At 38.5% G+C, this 24,535-nt stretch carries 32 protein-coding genes; 12 read left to right on the top strand and 20 right to left on the bottom strand.

Annotated features, from left to right (window positions below; genetic code table 11):
* Positions 1-345: 345 nt before the first annotated feature.
* Entirely contained in the window at positions 346-489 is a 144-nt protein-coding gene (gene sda / locus SJY16_RS07065) for a sporulation histidine kinase inhibitor Sda (protein ID WP_377888404.1), read from the top strand.
* Positions 490-530: 41 nt separating this feature from the next.
* Here the strand turns inward: sda and SJY16_RS07060 are convergent, their stop codons facing one another.
* Positions 531-986: a hypothetical protein gene (locus SJY16_RS07060; RefSeq protein WP_377888403.1), complete on the bottom strand. Its 456-nt coding sequence runs from the start codon at positions 984-986 to the stop codon at positions 531-533.
* A gap of 177 nt (positions 987-1,163) precedes the next feature.
* On the opposite strand from SJY16_RS07060, the gene SJY16_RS07055 reads away from it, so the two are divergent.
* From SJY16_RS07055 to mnhG, 6 genes are read left to right on the top strand one after another with little or no spacing between them, the layout of a single operon-like run.
* Positions 1,164-3,509, top strand: a complete 2,346-nt coding sequence (locus tag SJY16_RS07055) for a Na+/H+ antiporter subunit A (protein ID WP_377888402.1) — start codon at positions 1,164-1,166, stop codon at positions 3,507-3,509.
* Positions 3,509-3,847, top strand: coding sequence for a Na(+)/H(+) antiporter subunit C (locus SJY16_RS07050; protein WP_377888400.1), 339 nt, complete (start codon positions 3,509-3,511; stop codon positions 3,845-3,847). The genes SJY16_RS07055 and SJY16_RS07050 overlap by 1 nt, the downstream gene beginning before the upstream one ends.
* Positions 3,840-5,318, top strand: a complete 1,479-nt coding sequence (locus SJY16_RS07045) for a Na+/H+ antiporter subunit D (RefSeq protein ID WP_377888399.1) — start codon at positions 3,840-3,842, stop codon at positions 5,316-5,318. The genes SJY16_RS07050 and SJY16_RS07045 overlap by 8 nt, the downstream gene beginning before the upstream one ends.
* A gap of 5 nt (positions 5,319-5,323) precedes the next feature.
* Complete coding sequence (locus SJY16_RS07040; protein ID WP_377888398.1) at positions 5,324-5,800, top strand: Na+/H+ antiporter subunit E; 477 nt, start codon at positions 5,324-5,326, stop codon at positions 5,798-5,800.
* Positions 5,797-6,087 carry a Na(+)/H(+) antiporter subunit F1 gene (locus SJY16_RS07035; RefSeq protein WP_270179365.1) on the top strand — a complete coding sequence of 97 codons (291 nt, stop codon included), beginning with the start codon at positions 5,797-5,799 and terminating at the stop codon, positions 6,085-6,087. The genes SJY16_RS07040 and SJY16_RS07035 overlap by 4 nt, the downstream gene beginning before the upstream one ends.
* On the top strand, positions 6,059-6,418 hold the full coding sequence (mnhG, locus tag SJY16_RS07030; protein WP_377888397.1) for a monovalent cation/H(+) antiporter subunit G: 360 nt from the start codon (positions 6,059-6,061) through the stop codon (positions 6,416-6,418). The genes SJY16_RS07035 and mnhG overlap by 29 nt, the downstream gene beginning before the upstream one ends.
* 45 nt (positions 6,419-6,463) lie before the next feature.
* Here the strand turns inward: mnhG and SJY16_RS07025 are convergent, their stop codons facing one another.
* Positions 6,464-6,634, bottom strand: a complete 171-nt coding sequence (locus tag SJY16_RS07025) for a sporulation protein YjcZ (protein ID WP_377888396.1) — start codon at positions 6,632-6,634, stop codon at positions 6,464-6,466.
* Positions 6,635-6,818: 184 nt separating this feature from the next.
* Here SJY16_RS07025 and yfkAB point away from each other — a divergent pair, with 184 nt between their 5' ends.
* Positions 6,819-7,931, top strand: coding sequence for a radical SAM/CxCxxxxC motif protein YfkAB (gene yfkAB / locus SJY16_RS07020; protein WP_377888395.1), 1,113 nt, complete (start codon positions 6,819-6,821; stop codon positions 7,929-7,931).
* Positions 7,932-8,044: 113 nt separating this feature from the next.
* A complete protein-coding gene (locus SJY16_RS07015; protein ID WP_377888394.1) occupies positions 8,045-8,791 on the top strand; it encodes a GDSL-type esterase/lipase family protein in 747 nt (248 codons plus the stop codon).
* 231 nt (positions 8,792-9,022) lie between these two features.
* Here the strand turns inward: SJY16_RS07015 and sigK are convergent, their stop codons facing one another.
* The 8 genes from sigK to SJY16_RS06975 form a co-directional block, all read right to left on the bottom strand.
* The gene (sigK, locus tag SJY16_RS07010) at positions 9,023-9,736 is read right to left on the bottom strand and encodes an RNA polymerase sporulation sigma factor SigK (RefSeq protein WP_377888392.1); all 714 of its coding nucleotides are present in this window, start codon (positions 9,734-9,736) and stop codon (positions 9,023-9,025) included.
* 125 nt (positions 9,737-9,861) lie between these two features.
* Positions 9,862-10,017, bottom strand: a complete 156-nt coding sequence (locus SJY16_RS07005) for a hypothetical protein (RefSeq protein WP_377888391.1) — start codon at positions 10,015-10,017, stop codon at positions 9,862-9,864.
* A gap of 94 nt (positions 10,018-10,111) precedes the next feature.
* The gene (locus SJY16_RS07000; RefSeq protein ID WP_377888389.1) at positions 10,112-10,558 is read right to left on the bottom strand and encodes a hypothetical protein; all 447 of its coding nucleotides are present in this window, start codon (positions 10,556-10,558) and stop codon (positions 10,112-10,114) included.
* 104 nt (positions 10,559-10,662) lie between these two features.
* Positions 10,663-11,109 carry a hypothetical protein gene (locus SJY16_RS06995; protein ID WP_377888388.1) on the bottom strand — a complete coding sequence of 149 codons (447 nt, stop codon included), beginning with the start codon at positions 11,107-11,109 and terminating at the stop codon, positions 10,663-10,665.
* Between the two features lie 203 nt (positions 11,110-11,312).
* On the bottom strand, positions 11,313-12,134 hold the full coding sequence (gene nadE / locus SJY16_RS06990; RefSeq protein WP_377888387.1) for an ammonia-dependent NAD(+) synthetase: 822 nt from the start codon (positions 12,132-12,134) through the stop codon (positions 11,313-11,315).
* Between the two features lie 182 nt (positions 12,135-12,316).
* The gene (locus SJY16_RS06985; RefSeq protein WP_377888386.1) at positions 12,317-12,460 is read right to left on the bottom strand and encodes a hypothetical protein; all 144 of its coding nucleotides are present in this window, start codon (positions 12,458-12,460) and stop codon (positions 12,317-12,319) included.
* 136 nt (positions 12,461-12,596) lie between these two features.
* Complete coding sequence (locus tag SJY16_RS06980) at positions 12,597-12,725, bottom strand: hypothetical protein (protein ID WP_377888385.1); 129 nt, start codon at positions 12,723-12,725, stop codon at positions 12,597-12,599.
* A 25-nt stretch (positions 12,726-12,750) separates the two neighbouring features.
* Positions 12,751-12,897: a hypothetical protein gene (locus SJY16_RS06975; RefSeq protein ID WP_377888384.1), complete on the bottom strand. Its 147-nt coding sequence runs from the start codon at positions 12,895-12,897 to the stop codon at positions 12,751-12,753.
* Between the two features lie 493 nt (positions 12,898-13,390).
* Between SJY16_RS06975 and SJY16_RS06970 the strand changes: the two genes are divergently transcribed.
* The gene (locus SJY16_RS06970) at positions 13,391-14,932 is read left to right on the top strand and encodes a hypothetical protein (protein ID WP_377888383.1); all 1,542 of its coding nucleotides are present in this window, start codon (positions 13,391-13,393) and stop codon (positions 14,930-14,932) included.
* Complete coding sequence (locus tag SJY16_RS06965) at positions 14,929-15,618, top strand: OmpA/MotB family protein (protein WP_377888382.1); 690 nt, start codon at positions 14,929-14,931, stop codon at positions 15,616-15,618. Before SJY16_RS06970 ends, SJY16_RS06965 begins: the two co-directional genes overlap by 4 nt.
* Positions 15,619-16,025: 407 nt before the next feature.
* Here SJY16_RS06965 and SJY16_RS06960 read toward each other — a convergent pair whose 3' ends face one another.
* From SJY16_RS06960 to SJY16_RS06935, 6 genes are all read right to left on the bottom strand, one after another.
* The gene (locus SJY16_RS06960; protein ID WP_377888381.1) at positions 16,026-16,259 is read right to left on the bottom strand and encodes a YrhC family protein; all 234 of its coding nucleotides are present in this window, start codon (positions 16,257-16,259) and stop codon (positions 16,026-16,028) included.
* A 107-nt stretch (positions 16,260-16,366) separates the two neighbouring features.
* Positions 16,367-17,500, bottom strand: a complete 1,134-nt coding sequence (locus SJY16_RS06955) for a bifunctional cystathionine gamma-lyase/homocysteine desulfhydrase (protein WP_377888380.1) — start codon at positions 17,498-17,500, stop codon at positions 16,367-16,369.
* Between the two features lie 2 nt (positions 17,501-17,502).
* Positions 17,503-18,426 carry a PLP-dependent cysteine synthase family protein gene (locus SJY16_RS06950; RefSeq protein WP_377888379.1) on the bottom strand — a complete coding sequence of 308 codons (924 nt, stop codon included), beginning with the start codon at positions 18,424-18,426 and terminating at the stop codon, positions 17,503-17,505.
* Positions 18,427-18,437: 11 nt separating this feature from the next.
* Positions 18,438-18,905, bottom strand: a complete 468-nt coding sequence (locus tag SJY16_RS06945) for an S-ribosylhomocysteine lyase (protein ID WP_318246481.1) — start codon at positions 18,903-18,905, stop codon at positions 18,438-18,440.
* Positions 18,898-19,602 carry a 5'-methylthioadenosine/S-adenosylhomocysteine nucleosidase gene (gene mtnN / locus SJY16_RS06940; RefSeq protein ID WP_377888378.1) on the bottom strand — a complete coding sequence of 235 codons (705 nt, stop codon included), beginning with the start codon at positions 19,600-19,602 and terminating at the stop codon, positions 18,898-18,900. The genes SJY16_RS06945 and mtnN overlap by 8 nt, the downstream gene beginning before the upstream one ends.
* A 19-nt stretch (positions 19,603-19,621) precedes the next feature.
* The gene (locus SJY16_RS06935; protein ID WP_377888377.1) at positions 19,622-20,260 is read right to left on the bottom strand and encodes a class I SAM-dependent DNA methyltransferase; all 639 of its coding nucleotides are present in this window, start codon (positions 20,258-20,260) and stop codon (positions 19,622-19,624) included.
* 168 nt (positions 20,261-20,428) lie between these two features.
* Between SJY16_RS06935 and SJY16_RS06930 the strand changes: the two genes are divergently transcribed.
* Positions 20,429-20,635: a YrzA family protein gene (locus SJY16_RS06930; protein WP_377888376.1), complete on the top strand. Its 207-nt coding sequence runs from the start codon at positions 20,429-20,431 to the stop codon at positions 20,633-20,635.
* A gap of 45 nt (positions 20,636-20,680) precedes the next feature.
* Here SJY16_RS06930 and SJY16_RS06925 read toward each other — a convergent pair whose 3' ends face one another.
* From SJY16_RS06925 to udk, 4 genes are all read right to left on the bottom strand, one after another.
* Positions 20,681-21,358, bottom strand: coding sequence for a YrrS family protein (locus SJY16_RS06925; RefSeq protein WP_377888375.1), 678 nt, complete (start codon positions 21,356-21,358; stop codon positions 20,681-20,683).
* 95 nt (positions 21,359-21,453) lie between these two features.
* On the bottom strand, positions 21,454-23,097 hold the full coding sequence (locus SJY16_RS06920) for a peptidoglycan D,D-transpeptidase FtsI family protein (RefSeq protein WP_377888374.1): 1,644 nt from the start codon (positions 23,095-23,097) through the stop codon (positions 21,454-21,456).
* 181 nt (positions 23,098-23,278) lie between these two features.
* A complete protein-coding gene (gene greA, locus SJY16_RS06915) occupies positions 23,279-23,755 on the bottom strand; it encodes a transcription elongation factor GreA (RefSeq protein ID WP_377888373.1) in 477 nt (158 codons plus the stop codon).
* Between the two features lie 84 nt (positions 23,756-23,839).
* Complete coding sequence (gene udk, locus SJY16_RS06910) at positions 23,840-24,475, bottom strand: uridine kinase (RefSeq protein ID WP_377888372.1); 636 nt, start codon at positions 24,473-24,475, stop codon at positions 23,840-23,842.
* Positions 24,476-24,535 lie beyond the last annotated feature (60 nt).

Raw genomic sequence — 24,535 nt, 5'->3', positions numbered from 1 at the left:
ACTCCTAGTATTTATGACATTCCTATTGTATCAATATTTTCAAGAGGTACAACTACCTTATTTACATACCAGTTGTAAGAAATATTGAATGAGCACTAAAACTTTTCGACAAAATTTGTTAACTCATTCACCTGTGGATAACCTTATGCACATAATCCACCACAAGTTTATTGAATATTTGAAGTATATAAACAATATACCCACAATTTATCCACTATTAACTGTGGATAACGGAACGGTTGTTCTGATTCTGCATACATGGTAAGCTAACTGCAAATAAAAGATCCACATACACTATATGCGGAATGACCGGTTAAAATAACCTATTTATTAGGAGGTGCTTTGTTGGAGAAATTATCAGACGATTTATTGATCGAGTCCTATGTAAAAGCGAGAGAGCTTAAACTTAGCAGCGACTTTATTAAATTAATACAAAAAGAGATCGAAAGAAGAAGCCTGAATGAAAAGATATCTCTTATTAGAATGTAAATGTACCAACCTTGACTATGTGAGGTTGGTTTTTTGTTTGATCACTCACTAAAAAAACTTCCCCACTCTGATTCCCACATATCACTATTCATCTCGTCAATTCTCTTCATTTGTTTTGCTTTGCGATAATGACTTGGAGCTGTGAGTAGTGCCACATTCAATCCTTGATCTTCAAACCAACCATTGTATTTAGAAAGCACATCTCCTATTGTTCTTCTATCATAAGCGTAAGGCTTAAGAGCAACAACAACTTGTTCGTTATGCGTTAATACAATGACGTCCTTGACCATTGTTTCGTTCTTCAATTGTCCCTTAATGGATTCTAACGTATTAGATAAATTCGTATCCTCCCAAATTGCCGCTCCTATAGGCTCCATTTCAACTACTCGATAATATTCTCTCGAACCATAAGGGGAAAGATCCTTACTTTTGTATATCGATTCGCAACCTGCTACGCCAATCATAATGAGTATAAGAATAAATATGGATTTTATCATTAGATGTCTCCTTTCGCAAATAGAATTGGCGTTGTTTGGAAAACTTATACGGTAAAGTTATTTTTCGAGCATGAAAAGTTGAAAAATGAGTCGATTTTTGATTACAATTGAGATATTGCAAAATAAGTTCATTTGAACTTTTTCATATTGAGCTTTAATTAGGGAGGGTTTTATAGAATGCTTCATGCAGCTGTCTTGCTTCCTTTTCTGGCAGCGTTTTTCATCCCGTTTATTTATCGGGGCGTCAAACAGGTCCACTTAGGATGGTTTGTTCTAGCAGTTCCGATTGTGTTATTCGGGTATTTTTCAACTTTTATTCATAATGTTTTAAAGGGAGTACATACGCTTAAAACATTTGAGTGGATTCCTTCACTCGGTGTCAATGTGACATTTTATATTGACGGTCTTGGCCTATTTTTCGCGCTTCTGATTACTGGAATCGGATCGCTCGTTGTTCTGTATTCCATCTATTACTTAAGTAAAGCGGAAAAACTTGGCCATTTTTATGTTTATCTTCTTTTATTTATGGGCGCTATGCTTGGTGTGGTTCTTTCAGATAATTTGTTTGTGTTATACACATTCTGGGAGCTCACAAGTATTTCATCATTCCTATTAATCGGTTACTGGTACCAGCGTGAAAAATCAACTTCTGGTGCTTTGAAGTCAATGGTCATTACAGTGTTTGGTGGCCTTGCGATGCTTGGCGGATTTATACTTATGGCAGACATAACGGGGACGACTAGCATAAGAGGAATCATCGAAAATGCTGATCTCATTGTCAATTCCCCACTATTTACATTTATTTTAATCCTAGTCTTATTAGGAGCCTTTACGAAGTCTGCTCAATTTCCATTTCACACCTGGCTTCCTGATGCGATGGAAGCACCAACTCCAGTAAGTGCTTTTCTACACTCTGCAACAATGGTAAAAGCAGGTATCTATCTTGTCGCAAGATTAAGCCTTGTGTTTGCAGGTACTGACCTCTTCTTTCTCATTGTTAGTGGATTTGGTTTACTGACTTTATGTTGGGGATCTTATATGGCGGTGCGCAAAACGGACCTTAAAGCAATTCTTGCTTATTCAACGATTAGCCAGCTAGGTATGATCATGGCTATGCTTGGATTCGGTACAAAAGCCGCTATCTTAGCTGCAGTATTTCATATTCTTAACCATGCTACTTTTAAAGGAAGTCTGTTCATGGTGGCAGGTATTATTGATCATGAAACGGGAACGCGTGATATTCGCCGACTTGGTGGATTATTTACTTTCATGCCTATTACCGCTACTCTTGCACTCTTTGGAACTTTCTCAATGGCAGGTTTCCCGTTACCAATATTGAACGGATTCTTGAGTAAAGAGATGTTTTTCAAATCTTCTCTTCACTTTGAACATGCTTCACCTATCGTTGAGGCCGTATCACCTTTCTTCCCTTATTTTGCAGTTGGAGGAAGTATATTTACGTTTATCTATTCTGTTATGATATTTTTCCGTACCTTCACCGGAAAGCAAAGGGATACACTAGAGAAACAGCCTCATGAAGCACCAATCGGTATGTTGATCTCGCCGATGATTTTAGTTGCATTAATCATTATCATTGCAATTGTTCCTAATTTCTTTGGACACACGCTATTAGCACCAATGGTTGATTCGATTACAAATTTAGTAGTCGACCCTCATATCAAATTCTGGCATGGAATCGATAATCCTGAGTTGTACATGAGTTTAGCTGTGTTGATCATTGGAACCCTCCTCTACTTGACTAGAACAAAGTGGGAGCGCGTATATGATGTTTTACCAGGTAAAATGTCTGCGGCAAAAGTTTTTGATGCTCTAATGAACGGTATGGTTAAAGGATCTGAGAAAGTTACCAACGCTTATATGACTGGCTCATTAAGACATTATCTCGTATACATCCTTACCTTCTTCGTTGCACTTCTAGTGATCACGATGAGTGTGACAGGTGGTTTTAAACTATCGTTGGATGATCTTGCACCGATTGCACTTCCTGAAGTAATGATTGCGGTCGTTATGGCGGTTGCAGCTTTCGGAACAATATTTATGAATAATCGTATAGCTGCTATTCTTGTATTAGGGATCGTAGGATATGGATTGTCACTATTGTTTGTGTTCTTCAGAGCTCCTGATTTAGCTTTAACTCAACTCATTGTAGAAACGGTTACAGTAGCATTGTTTTTACTTTGCTTCTATCACCTTCCTGACCTTGATAAAGAGAAATCTTCTCCAAGAACGAATGTTGTGAACTGGGTTATTTCAATATCGGTTGGCCTGATCGTAACACTAATTGGAATTGCTTCTCACAGTTCGAAAATGTTCGAGCCAATTTCCGACTACTTCATCAAGAATTCATACAAACTTGGCGGAGGAGACAACATTGTTAACGTCATACTAGTGGATTTCCGTGGTCTTGATACAATGCTTGAAATTCTCGTACTCGGACTCGCTGCTATCGGTATTTTCACTATGATTAAACTACGTCCCGGCAAGAAGGGAGGAAATGAATAATGGAAATAATTATGTCCGTGCTGGCTGGATTACTATTCACAGCAGGAATCTATATGATGCTTCAAAAACAAATACTCAAAATCGTCATAGGAACTGCGTTATTGTCACACGGTGCTCACCTTTTCATTATTACGATGGGGAAGCTTAATCGCGGAAACCCCCCCATTTTAGCTGAAGGCGTAACAAATTATGTCGACCCGCTACCACAGGCGTTAATCTTAACTTCAATTGTTATCAGTTTCGGCGTAACTTCATTTCTTCTTGTGCTAGCGTATCGAGCTTATCAAACTAACGGAACAGATAATATGGAGAAATTAAGGGGAAACGACCATGAGTAACTTAGTCATATTGCCAATATTACTTCCACTTTTGACCGGAATATTTCTTGTGTTTTTCAACAGTAAGCTTCCTGTCGTAAGAATGATTACGAAAGTGATGGTAATTGTAAACTTAATCGCTGTGTCGACAATCGCCTATGAAGTCGTTCAAAATGGAACGATGGTATTAAAAGCAGGTGACTGGACAGTCCCTTATGGGATCGTTCTTGTTGCAGACCCTCTTGCAATGGTACTTGTCGTAACGGCAAATATCGTTGCAACTGCCTGCGCTTTTTATGCGTTTCATTCACTTGATGAACAACGCGAGCGGTTTTACTTCTATCCACTCTTCCAGCTTTTAATTGCTGGTGTGAGTGGTGCCTTCCTTACTGGTGATTTGTTTAACCTGTTTGTGTTCTTTGAGGTTTTACTCATCGCTTCTTATGGATTAATTGTTCTTGGAGGAACGAAAGAACAGTTTAGAGAGTCTTTTAAATACATTATTATCAATTTATTTTCATCAATATTGTTTGTCACGACCGTATCCTTCCTCTATGCAGTGGTTGGAACCGTGAACATGGCTCAATTAGCGGAAAGAGTTGGTGAAGTCGAACAGGGCGGAATTCTTACAACGATCGCTATTTTGTTATTAGTTGTTTTTGCAACAAAAGGAGCGTTATTTCCGTTATATTTCTGGCTCCCAAAATCGTATACTGTACCCCCAACCGTTATCTCAGCTTTATTTGGGGCTTTATTAACAAAAGTAGGGGTATATTCAATATTAAGAGTGTTTTCACTTATTTTCGTGTATGAGCTTACGTTTACACATCAGCTATTCATTATATTAGCTGCGGTTACATTGATCTTCGGTGTTGTGGGTGCTTTATCAACAAACAATATTCAACTGATAGTAGCCTATAACATCATTCCAGCAGTAGGCTATATGATCCTCGGTATTGGCGTGTTTTCGACTACTGCGCTTGCAGGATCTATTTACTATCTCGTTCACGATATGATCATTAAAGCAGCATTATTTTTACTAGTGGGTGCTATGGCTGCGTACAGTGGTACATCTGACTTAAGAAAAATGGGTGGATTAATCAAACATCAACCTTTACTGGGCTGGCTATTCTTTATCGCTGCCCTTGCACTAGCGGGTCTACCTCCGTTCAGCGGATTCGTAGGAAAGCTACTTATTTTAAGAGGAGCGTTTGAAGAAGGACATTATACAGTTGCTGTCATTGGCCTTTTAACCAGTTTACTTATTCTTATATCGATTATGAAAATCTTTATCAAAGGGTTCTGGGGAGAAGACAAACTCGAAAAGGTCCCGAACATTTCTATTCGAAATAAGGTCATGCCCGCTGCATTTCTACTGTTCTTTACTGTACTGCTTGGAATTGGTGCAGAATTCTTTTACCCAACCATTCAATCGATTGGAGATCAGATTATTGATCCAATCAACTATATTGATTCGGTGATGAAGGAGTAGATGGCATGTCAATTCAAATTATAATCAATCTGATTATTGCTGTATTATGGATGTTTTTGTTTGAGAGTTATTCATTCAGCACATTCTTCATCGGGTATCTATCAGGAATCGTCCTGTTGTTACTTATGGAACGTTTTATTCCAGATCGATTCTATTTCTACCGACTGTGGTCGATCATCAAGCTATTGTTTTTATTTATGAAAGAACTTATTATGGCAAACATACAAGTTGTGAAACTTGTCTATAGCCCGAAACTTAATATGGAACCAGGAATCATCGCTGTTCCAATCGAAGTGAGAACGAATTGGGAAATTACAATGCTTGCTAATTTAATCACTTTGACGCCAGGAACTCTTTCTGTTTCCGTTGCACCAGACAATATGTTCATATACGTACATGCTATGGATGCACCTGATGCTGACGAGGTCATCGAGGAAATTAAAGGCACCTTTGAAAAAGCGATCATGGAGGTGACGAGATGACATCACTTTTATCAACGGTATCTACTCTATGTATAGTCGTAATTGCCATCTCAACACTTTTCTTGTTATACAGAGCCATTAAAGGACCATCTAATCCCGATCGTGCGGTAGCGTTGGATACGATTGGAATCAACCTGATGGCGATCGCAGGTATTCTGGCTATAAAACTTGAAACGCAGTATTTCAATGATATTATCCTTCTAATAGGTATTCTTGCTTTCATTGGTACTGTTGCAATCGCCAAATTCTTAGAAAAGGGTGTTATCATTGAAAGAAATCGTGATTAGTATCATATTGATCATCGGAACGTTTTTTCTTTTCTCTGGGGCCCTTGGTATCTTTCGTCTACCTGACGTATATACACGCCTTCATGCAGCTTCAAAAAGTGCTACTTTAGGCGTTGCCGGTATTTTGATTGCTGCTTTTCTCTACTTTTTAACAGAACAGCATATGGTAAGTGGGAAATTGGTGCTAGGTATTATTTTCATCCTAATGACAGCTCCAGTTTCAGGTCATATGATTTCTAGAGCAGCCTATCAAAAAGGAGTTCCACTTTGGGAGAAAACTACAAGAGATGATTTGCGTTCATCAGCAAAAAAAACAAACACAAGAGGGTAACCTCAGGTGTTTGTTTTTTTGTTATAAAAAGATAGGTCTACTTTATTAGTATCTTCTGCCGTAAAAATTCGTGTAGTAGTAATAACCGCCGCCAATAACAAGTAGCAATACAAGAAGAACAACAATTAATGCAAAGTACCCGCCGTAGCCTGGATAAGGATACGGTGGATATGGGTATCCGTACCCCGGGTATCCGCAACCATAACCGTAACTCATGTTCCCCCTCCTTCTCTCATTTATACCTACTCCCCCTAGATAAGATAGTTTATGTAGAGTTTGTCATTGTTGTATAGGGATTAGCGGAGTTTTCTGAATTCCTTGATGTGGCTATTTTTATATACCATCTTGTTCTACAATGAAAGAAGGCATAATAGCTATCTATTTAATAAAGGGGTCGATTATGATGAGAACAACCATTACCCCCACTAATGACCCGTGGGAAGCTTATATGGACGTAGAAGAACACGGGACACAGGTCCTTTCAAACATCGAATTAACTACAACAACACTTTGTAATATGAGATGTGAGCACTGCGCTGTAGGATATACCCTGCAACCAAAAGATCCAGATCCTTTACCTCTTCAGCTCTTAACGGAGCGTTTAGATGAAGTAGAACATCTTAGAGCCTTAAGTATCACCGGTGGAGAGCCTATGCTATCGATGAAATCAGTTAAAAACTACGTTGCCCCTCTTCTCAAGTACGCACATGAAAGAGGAGCAAAAACACAAATTAATTCGAACCTAACTTTAGATCGAAAACGATATGATAAAATATTGCCATATCTTGATGTATTACATATCTCTCATAACTATGGAAGCATAGATGATTTCACAGACATAGGGTTTGCAGTAATGGAAAAGAAGCCAACGTTACAACAACGTGAGGCATATTTCCACCGAATGGTTGAAAATGCAAAGGACCTAACTTCAAATGGTGTTTTGGTTTCTGCCGAAACAATGATAAACCGACGAACATTACCAAATATAGAAGCGATCCACCAACAAATCGTTGAGATGGGGTGTCAAAGACATGAGATTCACCCCATGTATCCTTCAGACTTTGCTTCGGACCTTGACATAGCCTCGCTAGAAGAGATTCGAGAAGGTATCCATAGACTGTTGGATCATAGAGATCCAAACGTATGGTTACTATTCGGAACACTACCCTTCTATCCTTGTAGTTCGAATCCTGAGGATTTAAAGCTTTTGGAGCGTTTATATGCTGAACCTAATGTTACGGTTCGAAACGATCCAGATGGCCGCTCACGCCTCAATATGAATATTTTTGATGGTGATATTATCGTTACAGATTTCGGAGACACACCTCCTCTAGGAAACATTCAACATACAAACTTAAACGACGCTTATAGGAAATGGCAAGACAGTAAGATTGCTGAATCAGTAAGCTGTCATTGCCCAGCTGTTAAATGCCTCGGTCCTAATCTTCTCGTTAAAGATTCGTATTACAAAGAAGTCGATTTTCTAAAAAGAGAATCAAATATTACTTTATAAAACCCCTATATGGGGGTTTTTTTTACTATTTTATTAAAAAATAATACTTTTTCCTTTCAGTTGGATGAAGAAAGGGTATAATGGCTATCGTACTCAATAGGAGCGTGATGACGTTGAAGAAAAGAATTGTAATCCTTACCTTGATTACTTGCACATTAGCGATACTACTTCTAATCGCAGAAAATCAAACGAATTTCATTCGAACGAATGCGAATGAGATGCCAGAAAACGATTCAGAATCTAAGAAGAAGAATATAACTTACTACACAAAATATTATCAAACGAAAAAAAGTATATATGATTCTTATAAACATGAGGAAAGCGAAACAATTTTTCTAGGAGATAGCTTAACGGATTATTACGAATGGGGAGAAGCATTAAGTGATCACCAGGTATTAAACAGAGGGATAGCTGGAGATACGACCACTGGAGTTATCAATAGGATAGAAGAAATCACAAATGCTAATCCAGATCGTTTGTACTTGATGATTGGAATCAATGACATGATTGCTGGTCAATCCATCGATAAAATCGAAACCAACTATAAGTATATTCTTGATACGCTCAAAAAAAATTCTCCAAATACCACTGTTTACGTACAGAGTCTTCTTCCGATTAATAAAAAACTGACGAATCACAACGTTCGCAACAAAGATATTAGTAAGTTAAATGAGCAGATCAAGAACCTTGCTTTGTTACACGACTATCATTATATAGACTTACACCCTGAGTTTTTGAAGTATGGTCAGCTAAACAAGAATTATACGTATGACGGACTTCATTTGAATGGGGAAGGATATAAAATTTGGACTAGAAAAGTTTTGACCACATACAACACAAATAGTGAACCAGTCGAATAAACTTCAATTATTCGATTTTGTCGGATAGTCTCGGATTTATAATCTGAGACTTTTCTTTTATCTATACGCTTTCCCTTAGCACCTCGACTGAGAGTATGGTATTCCAACACCTTTGACTTACCACTCCCACCCTTCTCCCTTTGCTCACATTATAGGTAAAGCTCGTATTCTTATCGTCTCTATTCCCCTTCCAACTTTTGAAACATAAGAAAAACCCGCCAAATGGCAGGCCTATGCTCCGTTTCCTTTTTCTTTACGATTGCGATAAAACTCATGGAAGAGCTTCATTAACGCTCGCTTTTCAATCCTTGACACATAACTTCTTGAGATACCTAGCTTTTTTGCAATCTCTCGTTGGGTTAGCTCTTTTTCGAGGTTTAATCCAAACCTGCCTACAATAACTTCCTTTTCTCTTTCATCCAATATATGGATATAATCATAAATCTTTTGTTTTTCCATATTTAATTGTATCAGGTCGACGATATCTTCTGTTTCTGCCTTCAATACATCGATTAAAGAAATTTCATTCCCTTCTTTGTCCTGACCAATTGGGTCATGTAGGGAAACATCCTTTTTCGTTTTCTTAAGAGCGCGTAGATGCATTAAGATTTCATTTTCAATACACCTAGCAGCATAGGTTGCAAGCTTTGTTCCTTTATCGGTCGAATAGCTTTCGATCGCTTTGATCAAACCGATTGTTCCGATGGAGATGAGATCCTCAGGGTCTTCCCCAGTATTCTCAAACTTCTTTACAATATGGGCTACAAGACGTAAATTGTGCTCGATTAATCGATTTCTAGCTTCTTCATCTCCCTTTGCCATCAATTCTAAATACATTCTTTCATCCTTTTTGGATAAGGGTTGTGGGAAAGCATTGTTTTTCACAAAAGAGACAAAGAAAAGAACTTCCTTACACAAGTAAGCAAGTGCTGCCAGTAACGACACATACTCACCTCCCATATGGTGGGCTTACACCTTAACTTAAGTTTATGTGTGAGGCGAGGCTACTGTGTCTGTCCATTTCTATATACCTAAAAAAGTAAAAAGCTCACCTGATTAGCATAAATTCACTAATCTCGATGAGCTTTTCTTTCTTTTGGCCATTTCTCTGACATATATTCTTCTCTCATGTAACGATAATGTCTAGAATTCCGTCCATATTTAATACGAATAAACGTAAGTCCGGTTACTATTGAAGCCACACCAACAATCTCAAACCATTCCATCCATGCCCCACCTCACTTATGGCAGTGTATTCGTGGAGATCATAACGTGTTACCGTGTTATAGTGCATATAACAAAAAACGCCCTCCTGGACGTTTATATAGCAATTATGGCTTCACTATTCTTTTGTTTAATATATGAGCTGATTTCGTCCCAATCTTCTTCAAATGGAAGATATGGAACATACGTTAATTTCTTATCGTAATGTTTTTCGATCGCGATTACAATGGAACCATTTACTTTTCCAAATGTCACTCTTTTCACAGAAGAAAAAGACACAACTCTTCGATTTAATCCAAAAAGTTTGTGTTGCATTCCTTTCTCAGTAAGCTCGATTCGTTGAGTACGTATACAGAAACTCAACAAAATGCAGAATGCAATGTAAATGAGACCGATCAACATAAATGTCCGCCATCTTTCAATAGATAAATCACCCTTCACCCACAGTAGTACCGTACCAAATGCGACAACAACACAATAAACAAGAACCATAAATACCTCGATTATCTTAACTCTAGGATAATATGTCTTGATTATTTTCATGTCCTTCACACCTTTACAAATGTTGGCTAAGGCAATGAAATCATTATTAGTTTGTTTTATTTTATCAGCTTATCACAACTTTGTACACAGAATATTCCGTCAAATTATCCGGTAGATCTGTTCATATAAATCTTCATCGAGTGGTTTTGGATCACTTGGATTAATGGTGAAAGTTCTGGTAAAGCTTGTTTTGCATAGTTCCAAGCATTCTCCTCAATTCTTAATGCTAGCTGGTGTTTTGCATAGTTACTTTTTGTGTGTTCTTTCCGTATAGCAAGTTCTTCTAATTCTCTATCTTCCGAATGCCCAATCTCATGCGCTAAAATAACCTTAAAGTAATCAATCACTCTCTCTTCAGTACCAAGCACACCTCTACACTGTTCTTTAATTTCCTCAAGATACATCGTAATCGTTTTCGTCTTCAAAGAATATTTGCCACCAATATTTCTGTTGCCTGGGAAATGCCTTTCAATTTTAACGTTAATTGTTAAAGAAAGGTCATTTAAGATACTTTCTACGAGTGCGTAATAGTAATCTTCTGATACCCCCAATTTCTTTACCCCTTTATCTTTTTTAATCAAAATTGACTATCTTACGTGATTTACAGATGGTTACCTTCAATCACACTTATGATGGAGTGTTTTCATGTACATACTTGCCTTTCATATAACACTTTATACGATACAAAGCCGTCCTATTATTAAATAGTTATATGAAAAAAAAGAGACCTTATTCAGGTCTCTTTCCTTATAAATTACTTCCACCAATTATCATGAATAGTAGGTGGTAGGTTTCTCTTATGTTTTGTCTTTAAGTAGTGACTTTCTAACGTTTTTGCCGCATCTTCAGGAATTTCTCTTCCTTCTAAGTATTCATCGATATGTTTATAGCTAATACCTAGCGCTTCTTCGTCAGGAAGTGCAGGACGATCATCTTCTAAATCTGCTGTTGGTACCTTATCAACAAGGTGGTCTGGCATACCCAAGTGTTCAAGCATGTCACGTCCTTGTCTTTTATTAAGACCAAACAGCGGTGCGATATCACATGCACCATCACCAAACTTAGTATAAAAGCCTGTTACTGCCTCAGCAGCATGGTCTGTTCCGATGACTAGTTTTTTCTCGTCACCAGCAATGTTATATTGGGATATCATACGCTCACGAGCTTTGTTGTTACCTTTCGTGAAGTCAGTTAGATCGTTTCCTGTCGCCTCTAAATAAGCTGAAACAGAAGCATCAACGGCTGGTTTTATATTAATCGTAACGGTTTTGTCGGGCTGTATAAATTTAAGTGCCGCCTGGGCATCATCTTCGTCTTTTTGTTCTCCGTACGGAAGACGAACTGCAATAAACGATGCATCCGTACCTTCTTCTCTCAGTTGTTCTACTGCAAGCTGAGCGAGACGCCCTGCTAGAGAAGAATCTTGTCCTCCAGATATGCCGAGCACAAAACCAGTCGTACCACTCTTCTTTATGTAATTCTTTAAAAACGAAATTCGCTTTTCTAATTCTTCTTTAACATCGATTGAAGGTTGAACACCTAATTCGTTAACGATCTGTTTCTGTAGTTCTCTCAAGTATCTCACTCCTAAATTTGATAATTGGCGTAAAGTTAAACCGTTTTTTCATCCAGTATCCTTATTCTTATACAATGTCTTGTACTTATCAATACCCACTGTCTTAGTTTCAAAACGAAATTGCTTTCTTTCTCTATAATATTACCAAAAAGACAGAACTAAAACGTTCTGCCTTTCGTTGCTTAATAATGGATATTGTCGCTTTTCTTATACTCTATGTCCTCGATTAGTTCGCGTTTTCTTTTCGCGTCTAACTCTTGGTAAAGCGATCTATTATTTTTTGATAATCTGACGGTAATTGTGATAAATAATAAATTTATCGTCATTTAATACCCCTCCTCTTTTCTCAAGCATTGTCAGGTTAAGCCTTTCTCTACTGCCATCCATTTTTGAATCGTTCTTCCTGAAGCATGCATCATATTTAATCGACCCTTTCTGTACTAGTTAGAATAGCCAAGGCTGCTATTCCATTACGCCAGTTACACGATTAGTCATGTTCTCTTTAACCTTTTGATAATGAAGTTCTTCCTCCATTGTTTTCTCTTGAATTGTAATTCCTACTCTAATAAATAATAAATTTATCGTTAACATGATCATTTCTCCTTATCTTCTACGATTAAAACCACATTGAACCAGATAGATTCGCTTTCATCTTGTTTTCAGATAGTTGCTTTTTGATATTACGGTGATGGCATTCTGAAGAAAGAGTTGGTTCAAACAGGCTCTTTACTCTAGTAATGATCAGTAAATGGAATGGTACCATGCTAACGACCTCCTTTCATTCGATAGTTCAGGGGACCCACTTTTTCCTCACTTTTCCTTTCGTCACTCCAATATTAATCATCGTTCATCCTCCTCTCGAATTTTGGACACAAAAAAGCCGCAGGTAATATACCTACGGCACAAATCAAAAATACCGCAGGAGATCGACCTGCGGCATTATATCCAATTAATAATAAAGGATGCCTATAAATTAGGCGCCGGTCGAACCATTTTACAATATTCAATTTTCGTTTCTGCAGATGCTTTTGTGATTTCCATCATTTGGATCGACCTCCTTTTATTGTAGTGATTTCAAAGGTTAGTATATCGATGTCTTTTGGGTTTGTAAACCTTTTCTACTAAATTACCTGATAATTTCGGAAATATATTATATTGTGACATTTATCTTTTCATTTCGACATTTAAAACGAACGAAGAAAGCATGAAAGTTCTCTTTTTCCGGACATACACTTATACAAAGCGGAGGTGAGTACATGCTCAATGTGACGACTGTTGTCCTCGCTATCATTATTTTTTTAGCTGTTCTTGGTGTGACGGCAACGATTCAAATTGCTATTCAAATGAAAAAGTGGTTGCGAGATATTGAAAATTCTGAGATGAAGCTCGATGAAAATACGTATGCGGCTCCGTGGATTCAGAAGGTAATCGAAGAATATAAAGCGTACCATCTGGCTGGTATATCTCCTATCAATACTCAGGCGTTAATTGAAAAGCATTTTTACAAAGAATCTGTTGCTATCTTTGGATTAGTAAAAGTACCTGCAGGTGGAATGATGAGATTTATGCAGCAACTTCCTCCTACTTCTATTATCATGGGAATTCTCGGAACCTTCATTGGTTTAACGATCGCCATCGCTTCAATGCAAGAGACGCTGCTCTTTTTATCACAAAAACCAGAGGATGCAAATTTAGATCTTGCTTCTGTCATTGCTGCCATTTCAAGCCCCTTTCAAGGAATGAGCGTAGCTTTTGTTACGAGTATAGCTGGTATCGGAAATGCTTTGTTTCTTACATTGATTCAAAATGGTGTGTTAACAGGTGGTAGAACTACCGCATATTACCTTGATAAAATCATATCTGATTGTGAAGCTTTGCTAGATCATAATTTACATGCAAGTTTAAGCAAGGAAAAACCTCATGATGAAATGGAACGTATTTTAGATAGACTTGCTGGTCGAATCGAGGACAGTTTCCAGGAAACACTAGGCGACTTCTCTTCTAACATGGTTCATTTCACAGCAGGTTTAGAAAAAGCTATGCAGGATGTTAATGGAATCCTTACATCACAACGAAAATATACCGACCAATTTGCAGAAAGCACATCCACATTAGAAGTATTTTCTGATAAGTTACAAGGGTCTTTCACACAGCTTGATAGTGTCCAAGAAAAGGTGAACCAGAGCATTTTAGAGCTATCTGGTCAGTTAAAAACATTAGATTCCCAGCTCCAAGCACTATCGAGGCATCACGAAAATGGGCAACGCAAGTTCGAACAACTAGTCCAACGGTCAGATCACTTAATTAAAGAAACACAGAAGAAAGCAGAAGAAACTGGGCAACATTACTTAAGAGGACTAGATGAGCAGATGCAAAGGTACCAATCATCTCAAGAAGATCTCGAACGAAGGATCAACCAGATGCAAGATGAATGGTACTATCGCTATCAAGATAAACAAAACCAGTACGGAAGAGCATCACAGGATTTTGCAGAGTCGGTGTCACAGCTTGAAAAAGCATGGTTTACGGCAATCGATAAGATTAAGCGTGAAGCGCTAGAGCCGATTATGTATAAAATGGAAAGAGAGCAAAAAGATCAACCGCTTCAGCATGAATTACGAGCACTTTCAACTAGTATGGACTCCCTGTATCAGGGTCTCGCGCGTGAATTAAAAGACATCCAGCACCACTTATCTGAGTCTTATCAGCTTCAACTGCGATCATATGAGGATCACCTTCGAAGACAAACTGCTGCTCAACAACAAATCCATTCTCGCATCATTGGTGATAATCGATGAAAAGCAGAAAGAGGCGTTTTCAATCGGAAAACGGAGAAGAACATTACTGGCCCAGTTTTGCTGATATGATGGCGATGATTGTGTTAGTCATGCTTTTTGTAGCCATCATTGCGTTTGTCCAAATGATCTATGATGCCTATGACCAAACCGTCATGAAGCAGGAACTAGCAAAAGTCGCGGATGTTAAAAAACATATTAGTGATCTAATTGAACAACAACTAGAAGAAGATGTAGGAAAAGACAAGATTGTAAGAGGTCCTAACAATACGATTTCTGTTGAAGGAGACATATTGTTTGATACAGGAAGTGCTGAAGTCAGTCCAGAGGGCAAAAAAGTGTTGAATGAACTTGCAGACGTGTTTGCAAGCTTAATAGAAGAAGAAGATATTAGTCAGTACCTATATATTATTCTAATCGAAGGTCACACAGATAAAGTCCCTTATGATAATTGGACGTTATCTGCAGATCGATCTGTCGCAGTAGTAAAAGAGCTTATGAAAGCTAATCCAAAGCTCGCAACAACGGATTATGCTAAATACCTTGGTGCAACAGGGTACTCTGAATTTAAACCTGTGGTAGAAGGAACATCTAATGATGCATTCAGAAAAAACAGACGCATCTCTTTCCAAATCATCCTTGATGACGAAAAATGGCAGGGACGTCTAAAAGAAATCATGACGTATTAATGAATAAAAGAACCTAAAAAAGACCATTCAAATAAGAATGGTCTCGGTTTGTAAGAAAACCCTGGTTATTGAGCTCCCTATACCGTAGGAGAACACCGCTTGCTTTCCCACCTATAATGATTAAGTAGGCATTTGCTTTCATTCTCTCTACGTTTTTTAAAAGCTTTGCTTTTATCTCGTAATCATACACTTAAATGTAGATTGGAGCGGAAGGATGCTCGACTCCAGCGGGATGTGCGGGACAGGTGAGACCCCGGAGGCGCAATGGTTTTGTGCGCTGAGAAGGCTCACCGCCCGCCCCGAGGAAAGCGAGCATCCTGGAGCGGAAATCACCACCCTACCGTGGCGGATGGTCCTTAAAATTTCCTCGATACTCTGAGACCATTCAAATAAGAATGGTCTTTTCATTAATCATTTGTTGTATCAGAATCATTTAGCTTTTTCTGTATGGCAATCGCACGAGAATAGAAAAATAGCGCGATTCCTACTAATAGAAATCCTCCACCTGTCAATATCAAGACTCGTTCATCAGTTTTCCCTTCCATTGGAAGAAAGGAACCGATATACAGAAAGACACTTAAACTCAATAAAATAAATGCAAAACGCTTATAATCTGTCATCTTATTTTGAAGTTCTTTCATGTTGCGATCACCTCTCACACTACTATTCTAGCATAGAAGTGCATATAAAGAGGGATGTAACTATTTCCATATAAAAGGAAATCCCCTTTAATAAGGGGATTTCAACATTAGCTCAATGCATTCTTAAGATCTTCAATCAAATCCTCAGCATCTTCTAGACCAACAGAAATACGTACTAGTCCTTCAGTAATCCCGAGTTCATCACGACGATCTTTCGGAATGGATGCATGTGTCATCCGTGCTGGCACTGAAATTAAACTTTCGACAGCACCAAGACTTTCTGCAAGTGTAAAGTATTTTACTTTACTAAGCAGCTCATCCGCTTTCTCAGCACTTCCGATATCGAAAGAAACCATGCCTCCGAAACCTCTTGATTGATTAACTGCGATGTTATTCCCAGGATGAGTGCTCAATCCAGGATAATAAATTTTCTCCACATCAGGGTGCTCGCTAAGGAATTGAACGATCTTCGCTGTGTTTTTCTCGTGTTCTTCCATACGCACGCCTAATGTTTTTAAGCCTCTAATCAATAACCAAGAATCTTGAGGTCCTAAGATTCCACCCGCTGAATTCTGAACAAAGTGCAATTCTTCAGCTAAGCTTTGAGAATTAACAACAACTAATCCAGCAACCACGTCACTGTGTCCGCCTAAATATTTTGTAGCAGAATGAAGGACAATATCAGCACCATGCTCGATTGGATTTTGCCAATAGGGTGTATTGAATGTGTTATCAACGATCGTAAGAAGATTATGCTCTTTTGCCTTCTTTGAAACCTTACTAATATCTGTTACTTTTAGTAATGGGTTTGTAGGTGTTTCGATGAAAACAGCTCTCGTGTTAGGTTTGATCGCTTGTTCAACAGCAGTAATATCCGTTGTATCAACAAATGTAGAATCAATGCCTAAACGATTCAATACTTTTGTCATCACGCGGTAGGTACCACCATACACATCGTCAGTCATGACGACATGATCACCTGAATTGAAAAGCATCATAACAGATGTGATAGCAGCCATCCCTGATCCGAATGCAAATCCTGCATATCCATTCTCTAAGTCTTTGATAAGCTCTTCTAGAGCATGACGAGTTGGATTTCCAGTACGAGAATACTCATATCCATTGAACTTTCCAACTGCTTCCTGCTTATACGTACTTACTTGATAAATTGGTACAGACACTGCACCAGTTTGGGGATCGCCTGTTATCCCACCATGTATTAGTTTCGTTTTCGGCTTCATTTCTAAATGCCTCCCTGGTATATCTTTTTACTTAAGTATCGTTCACTACTATCTGGAAAAATAGTTGCAATGTTCGTTCCAGCTTCTGCTTTTCTTGCTTCAATAAGTGCTGCTTCTAAAGCTGCTCCCGAAGAACTTCCTACAAGCAAACCTTCCTTTTCAGCTAGTTCTTTAACTCGTTGAAAGGCAATTTCATCAGATATCGTATGAATGCTATCAAAATATGCATCGTCCATGTACCCTGGGAGAAACTCCATACCAATGCCTTCTGTTTTATGAGGACCTGATTCCCCACCATTAAGGATAGATCCTTCAGGCTCGACGATTACAGTCTTAACATTAGGATTCTGTTCTTTTAAATAACGAGCAGTTCCCATGAACGTTCCACCTGTACCTGCCCCTGCTACAAACACGTTGAGTTCACAATCAAGCTGACGCCAAAGCTCTGGTCCCAATGTTTTGTAGTATGTTTTTGGGTTCGCAGGATTACCGAACTGTTGTGGCATATACGAATTTGGGATCTCATCATGCAGTTCCTTTGCTTTTGCAATTGCACCTTTCATACCTAACTCAGTTGGAGTATGAACAATTTGTGCTCCTAAAGCACTCATTAAATCTTGTTTTTCGATACTGAATTTCTCTGGAACCACAAACATGACGGTGTACCCTTTGTTAACAGCCGCAAGTGCAAGTCCTATCCCAGTATTTCCTGCGGTAGGTTCAATAAATGTTCCGCCAGGCTCAACTCTTTTATTTTCAATCGCATCTTGAAGAAGCTCTTGGCCTAGACGGTCTTTGATGCTCCCTCCAGGATTATAAAACTCAAGTTTTGCGAACAAGCGAACACCTTTTGGAATATCAAAATGATGGAGCTCGATGACCGGCGTACGGCCGACGAGCTCGTGAATATTATTATAAATATCCATAAAATGCCTCTCTATTCAGCAAAAACGACATGCCATTCGTTTCGATGTGACAGCATTTCGTTTGCAATTTCTTTTGCTCCTTCAAGGCTATGATTTGCAGCCCATCCACATTGAACTTCATTGCATGCTGGAACTTCATCAGCTGCGAGCACATCATTCAACGTCTTTTCTAATACATCTAGTACTTCATCGTAATCAGAATGATTTAGTACAGCTAGATAGAAACCTGTTTGGCAGCCCATCGGTCCAATATCTACAACGTTATCTAAGTGGTTACGAATGTTTTCTGCCATCAAGTGTTCGATTGAGTGAAGACCTGCCATTTCCATATGTGCTTTATTCGGTTGTTTGAACCTTATATCGTACTTATAAATCTCATCGCCTTTAGGCCCTTTTGTGACACCTACTAGTCTTACATATGGTGCTGCAACTTTCGTGTGGTCAAGGTTGAAACTTTCTACGTTCATTTTGTTAGCCAATATTCTTCAACTCCTCTACAAGATTTAATACCAAGTTGGCTGAATTGATCGATGCTGTCTCAAGAAATTGTTCGAAGGAAACATTTGATTCTTTTCCAGCGATGTCAGAGAGAGAACGGATCACAACAAATGGTGTGTTAAATTGGTAACAAACCTGAGCGATTGCGCCAGCCTCCATTTCAGCTGCATCCAAATTCTTAAGACGCGATCTTACGTAATCAACTCTTACTGCATCATTCATGAAGGAATCTCCAGTTGCGATTAGTCCTTTCACTACTTGATGCTCCGTTACTTTTTCTGCACTACGCTCAGCTGCTTCCACAAGCATTCTTTCAGGTTCATAAAGAGCCGGCATCTGTGGAACTTGCCCATATTCATAACCAAATATGGTCGCATCCACATCATGGTAGCGAACTTCATTTGAGATCACGATATCGCCTACTTTTAAATCAGGATTAAAGCCTCCAGCCGATCCCGTGTTAATAATATAATCTGGTTCAAACAACTGGTTCAACAACGTTGTCCCTATCGCTGCATTAACTTTTCCTATTCCTGATTTTAAAAGAACTACCTCTTGCCCATCTATTTCACCAGTCGTGAACTCTGATTTTGCAATGGTGTGTTCTTTTCTATTCTCAAGGCGATCTCGTAAAATTCTAACTTCCTCTTCCATAGCTCCAATAATACCGATCTTCATGATGTACTCCTTTACATTTTCATTTTTTGATCGCTTCTATCAACCAAACAAAGTCGTTTAATTGAGTAAAAGCTACCTCAAATCCATTATTCTTAAACAATTTTTCTAGTACCGGAATGGTCGTATAATATTCCGTCTGTAAGTCTTGAAGTAAATTCAAATACCCTTGTGATTTCACTTTCTCATGCATTTGTTTCATGGCATCCTCATTTTGGAAAGCCGTGTCTGCAAATACAATTTTATCATTCTCACTGAGTAGTTGGCTATATTTGCGAATAGCTACTTCTTTTTCAGAGTCTGTTAAATGATGAAATGCATAGGTACTTACAATGGTTTGAACAGAATCATCAAACTCTGGAAAATCTAGAAAATCACCATCGAAAAGCGTTAATTTCGGAAACCTCTCCGTCGCTTTTTCTCTCATTGCTTTCGATGGCTCAACGCCAATCACATTTAATCCTTTATCCAATAGAATAGCAGTGAGATTACCTGTTCCTACACCAAATTCAAGCACATTACCCACAGAAGCGTGAGCTACAGAAGTGAGGATGTGGCTGTATCCTTTGAACACATCTCGATATTCCTCATCCTGCCCTGACACTGTCGTATCATAAGACTCCGCCCATCGCTCGAATAAATCAATGAACTCTCTCCCCATTTATCTTCACATCGCTTTCTTATTTTAATTCATAGTATTAAGGTATGAATAATATGCTTTGATGGTTCTAATTTATCACAATCCTTTATAGATATCAATTTGTCAGTTTTCTCATGAAGGTGTAAACTTATATGTTGTGAGTGAATGACGATAAAGGAGAGAGCATAGATGGGATTTTCTCTTGAACGAATCGATGACAAAGTAGAATTTTTCGAAGGATTTTCACTTAAAGAGTTAGAAAAACAAATTCAAGTCCAGATCGATAACAATCGTGCATTGATGCTGCAAGTGCACAATGTCCAACATCAGGTGCTAACAAACGAAAAAACAGGTAGACCGTATTACTCAGCTGTTGTTCATTTTAAAGGGAAGTAAAAAATAGCGCCTATCTCGTAATCGAGATAGGCGCTATTTTTTTACTTATTTTTGTCTAGCACTAACTGCCTTCCAGCCTTTTTCGTCGACCCATTCCAATTCGACCACATATTGTTTGCCGTCGCCACCTTTTTGAGTCACTGTAGCTTTAGATTCCTGCGAACTCCCATTATTCTCCATCCAAACGACAACCATTTCTTCTTTCGGATATCCAACAACTGTTTCAACTGCTTCTAGCTTCTCGTTCCAGTCAACGCTACCCTTATCATAGTTTGAAACATGGTTTCCACCTGTTTGCTCCGTACCAACAGGTTCCCAAGGTCCGTCGAGATTCACCTCTCCGTTAGGATCATTTGAATTTTCTCCCTCATCAGAAGTACCTTCATCTTCTTCTGCATCTTTCTCATCTTGAGACTTTTCATCTTCCTTGCTAGACTCTTCATTCTTTGAGTCTTTATCGTTAGCTTCATCTGTTGCTGAATCACTCGAATCAGCCTCATCTGAGGTCACGGTATCTTCAGTATTGCTTTTATTTGATTCTGATTGTGTAGATTTTGTCGCATTAGACTGCGTCTCTTCCCCAGCAGTTGGTTCAGTATTCCCTCCGTTGAAAAAGATATTAACAATAAGAACTAAAATCACTACACCAACTATTCCAATCAGACCATTCAATATAATATTTTGTTTCCTTTTTGAATGACGAGCATTATATCGCGATTTCACGTTCATCCACTCCTCTATTTAACTGTTGCTCATATTCTATCATCTCTAGAGGATTCGTTTAAGGCTTGACTTTTCTTTCTATAATCGAATATTTTCTAATATAAATCATCTACAATCTTCGCAAAGGCTTGATATGCTTTGTATTCTTTTTCTTTCCGTTCAAAATCAACCACTGCTAATGCATAGCGTGGCTCGTTATATGGGAAATATCCTACAAACCATTGGTAATCATAATCTGCGTCCCCTCCAGGCTCTGCGGTCCCTGATTTCCCTGCAACTTCAACTGGTAAATCACCTAAAAAAGATTTCCCTGTACCACTGACGACTACTTCTCTTAACGCCCCCTGTAATTCTTCTACAACATTAGTAGGCAAGGATTTACTATTATTCCTCTTTTCCTGAAAGCTTAAGAATGTCGTATTGTTCTGATAAAGGATCTCAGATACACCTCTAACCTGTTTCGAATCTCCTCCTCTTGCAATCGTAGCCATCATATTTGCTAATGCGAGAGGACTTACCTTCACATTTAGTTGACCTATTGCTGTTTGATCGATCGCTTTTCGAATTTGTTTATCCTTTTCATTTTCAAAAAACACGGGTTCTGACTCATCTGGGAACTGTTCGAAATGGTCATAGTGATAAAGCTGATCACTCCATCCAACAGTTGATGAAATACCTAGTTTTTCAGCGGTTTTTTCGATAATGTCTGAGTCTTTTTTGATTAATTCTTCTGCAAGCGTCGCGAACGTCGCGTTACAGCTCGCTGCGAAACTTTTCTTCAAATCTAGCACTCCAAGCTCGCGTTTTTCTGGACCATCTCGATACACATTTTGATTGCAATCGAATGTTCGGTCATTAGAGATACCAGCTTCATAAGCAGCCGCAAGAATGACTGTTTTAAAGACAGAGCCAGGAAAGTACCCTTCTAACATCTTGTTTGTTGCTCCATCTCCAAGTGGATCATTCTCATCGAACGTAGGCCGACTAGCCATGCTAAGAACATTACTATTCTGAATATCAATCAACACCGCTCCACCGTTCATAATATTCGTCTGATCAAGACTTCTTTCTACAACCTCTTGGAAATTTGCATCAACAGTTGTTTTCACCTGTAGTGGATAAAAAGAGTCTGAACTTGTAAACATTTTCACATCGAGCCCAAGCAGTGGATTACCTTTCCGATCAGCGTGGTATAACAGTTTCGATTCCCCTTCTGAGATAAGAAATGGATCAAAAGCTAATTGTAAGCCCGAAATACCAAGCCTTGTGTGTTGATCCACTAAGCCTTCGCTCCACTTCTCCGGATATTTAGACTTTACTAAGTCCGGATTCGTGCGAACACTTCCTATTAAATGACTCGCTAACCGATCAGTAGATTCTGGCTGATAGACAGCATAAACCCCTGGGATACGTAGGTCATTTATTTTCACCATCTCATTCTTAGTAAGAGTTTTCCCAAACTTGAATGGTTGTTTCTTCCCTTGGAGAGATCTCCTTAACTCATCCGGAGTAACGTTGATGATCTCGGAAACTTTATGAATCGGCCATTCTCTTTCATTCAAAAAAGGAAATAGTATTAAAGAGGGTATTGAACCTCTCATTGGGTCACCATTGCGATCTACAAGAGTACCTCTTCCATCACTAAGAATAAACGATTGCGTACGCTGGTTAATACTTGCTTCAACAAGGTTAACTTCATGATTCGAAAAAGAACCCGTATCGACAAGTTGAATCTGCACTAAACGTCCTATAAGTAAAATAAAAGCACATAAAAAAAGGATGCCTACTACGGTTATTCTCCGATCCCTCATTTCCTTCACCTCAGTAAGAGTCTCGCCTCTTCTAACGTGTTTCAAACGTAAGGACTTTCTCATTAAGGTAAATAAAAAAGACGACCTAGTGGTCGTCTTTTCTAAATCATTATCTAACTTCCAAAATCTCGACGCGGATTTCTCCACCTGGTGTTTGCACATTAACCTTTTCCCCAATTTTGCGGCCAAGAAGACTTCTTGCCATCGGCGAATCATTCGATATCTTACCTTCGAATGGATCAGCTTCTGCACTTCCTACGATAATATATTCCTCTTCGTCACCTTCAGGAATCTCCACAAACTTAACTCGCTTGCCGATTGTGACTACGTTGGAAGCACTCTGATCTTCTTCAATAATTTCAGCATTACGAACCATGTTTTCAACAGTCGTAATACGAGCTTCAACGAATGCTTGCTCATCTTTAGCAGCATCGTACTCTGAGTTCTCAGAAAGATCTCCAAAGCTACGCGCAACTTTTATACGCTCAACTACTTCTTTTCTTTTCTCTGTCTTTAAATGCTCAAGTTCTTGCTCGAGCTTCTCTTTACCTTCTTTGGTCATGTAATACTTTTTGTCGTCTGCCATTTTGTTCACTCCTTCATCAATTAAGGGCAATCAGTCGTAATAAACTGTATGAAAAAAAGAGGTATTTATTACCTCATTAATTCGTTATAGCATTGCTTTGTCCTCTAATATTGTATGAATCTTGGTTGTCATTAAATCGATAGCAACCCGATTCTGTCCGCCTTCTGGAATAATAATATCTGCATAGCGTTTAGTAGGTTCAATAAATTGTAAGTGCATCGGTCTTACTACAGAAGTATACTGTTCTACAACCGAATCAAGTGTACGTCCCCGATCTCGAATATCTCGAACCATTCTTCTTAGAATACGTATATCTGCATCTGTATCGACAAATAGTTTAATATCCATTAAGTCTCTGAGACGCTCATCTTCTAATATTAAAATACCTTCTAAAATAATGACATCTTTTGGTTCAACAGGAATAATTTTATCAGATCTTGTATGAACTGTATAGTCATAGACAGGTTTTTCAATGGAATTATAAGACATTAATTCCTTTACGTGTTCAATTAGTAAATCATTGTCAAAAGCGAGTGGATGATCATAGTTTGTATCGAGTCGCTCGTCCATTGATTTCTCACTTTGATCTTTATAATAAGAATCTTGCTCTATTACTAATACCGATTGATCGGCAAACTGCTTGAAAATTTCTCTAGTTACGGTAGTTTTGCCTGAACCAGATCCCCCGGCAACTCCAATTACTACAGGTCTATTAACCATAATCCTTCCCTTTCTATTATAGAAAAACCGTCCGTACACTCGTACGCCGGCTTCTCCTTC

Source organism: Alkalihalobacillus sp. R86527, from assembly GCF_042466185.1.
GTDB lineage: Bacteria > Bacillota > Bacilli > Bacillales > Guptibacillaceae > Guptibacillus.
The sequence above is the reverse complement of the archived record's forward strand: the minus strand, read 5'-3'. Positions and strand labels throughout refer to the sequence as shown.

Coding starts and splice junctions, on each gene's coding strand:
- SJY16_RS07060 (WP_377888403.1), bottom strand. CDS start 986: ATGATAAAATCCATATTTATTCTTATACTCATTATGATTGGCGTAGCA.
- SJY16_RS07055 (WP_377888402.1), top strand. CDS start 1,164: ATGCTTCATGCAGCTGTCTTGCTTCCTTTTCTGGCAGCGTTTTTCATC.
- SJY16_RS07050 (WP_377888400.1), top strand. CDS start 3,509: ATGGAAATAATTATGTCCGTGCTGGCTGGATTACTATTCACAGCAGGA.
- SJY16_RS07045 (WP_377888399.1), top strand. CDS start 3,840: ATGAGTAACTTAGTCATATTGCCAATATTACTTCCACTTTTGACCGGA.
- SJY16_RS07040 (WP_377888398.1), top strand. CDS start 5,324: ATGTCAATTCAAATTATAATCAATCTGATTATTGCTGTATTATGGATG.
- SJY16_RS07035 (WP_270179365.1), top strand. CDS start 5,797: ATGACATCACTTTTATCAACGGTATCTACTCTATGTATAGTCGTAATT.
- SJY16_RS07025 (WP_377888396.1), bottom strand. CDS start 6,634: ATGAGTTACGGTTATGGTTGCGGATACCCGGGGTACGGATACCCATAT.
- yfkAB (WP_377888395.1), top strand. CDS start 6,819: ATGATGAGAACAACCATTACCCCCACTAATGACCCGTGGGAAGCTTAT.
- SJY16_RS07005 (WP_377888391.1), bottom strand. CDS start 10,017: ATGGAATGGTTTGAGATTGTTGGTGTGGCTTCAATAGTAACCGGACTT.
- SJY16_RS07000 (WP_377888389.1), bottom strand. CDS start 10,558: ATGAAAATAATCAAGACATATTATCCTAGAGTTAAGATAATCGAGGTA.
- SJY16_RS06985 (WP_377888386.1), bottom strand. CDS start 12,460: ATGACGATAAATTTATTATTTATCACAATTACCGTCAGATTATCAAAA.
- SJY16_RS06980 (WP_377888385.1), bottom strand. CDS start 12,725: ATGTTAACGATAAATTTATTATTTATTAGAGTAGGAATTACAATTCAA.
- SJY16_RS06975 (WP_377888384.1), bottom strand. CDS start 12,897: ATGGTACCATTCCATTTACTGATCATTACTAGAGTAAAGAGCCTGTTT.
- SJY16_RS06970 (WP_377888383.1), top strand. CDS start 13,391: ATGCTCAATGTGACGACTGTTGTCCTCGCTATCATTATTTTTTTAGCT.
- SJY16_RS06965 (WP_377888382.1), top strand. CDS start 14,929: ATGAAAAGCAGAAAGAGGCGTTTTCAATCGGAAAACGGAGAAGAACAT.
- SJY16_RS06960 (WP_377888381.1), bottom strand. CDS start 16,259: ATGAAAGAACTTCAAAATAAGATGACAGATTATAAGCGTTTTGCATTT.
- SJY16_RS06955 (WP_377888380.1), bottom strand. CDS start 17,500: ATGAAGCCGAAAACGAAACTAATACATGGTGGGATAACAGGCGATCCC.
- SJY16_RS06950 (WP_377888379.1), bottom strand. CDS start 18,426: ATGGATATTTATAATAATATTCACGAGCTCGTCGGCCGTACGCCGGTC.
- mtnN (WP_377888378.1), bottom strand. CDS start 19,602: ATGAAGATCGGTATTATTGGAGCTATGGAAGAGGAAGTTAGAATTTTA.
- SJY16_RS06935 (WP_377888377.1), bottom strand. CDS start 20,260: ATGGGGAGAGAGTTCATTGATTTATTCGAGCGATGGGCGGAGTCTTAT.
- SJY16_RS06930 (WP_377888376.1), top strand. CDS start 20,429: ATGGGATTTTCTCTTGAACGAATCGATGACAAAGTAGAATTTTTCGAA.
- greA (WP_377888373.1), bottom strand. CDS start 23,755: ATGGCAGACGACAAAAAGTATTACATGACCAAAGAAGGTAAAGAGAAG.
- udk (WP_377888372.1), bottom strand. CDS start 24,475: ATGGTTAATAGACCTGTAGTAATTGGAGTTGCCGGGGGATCTGGTTCA.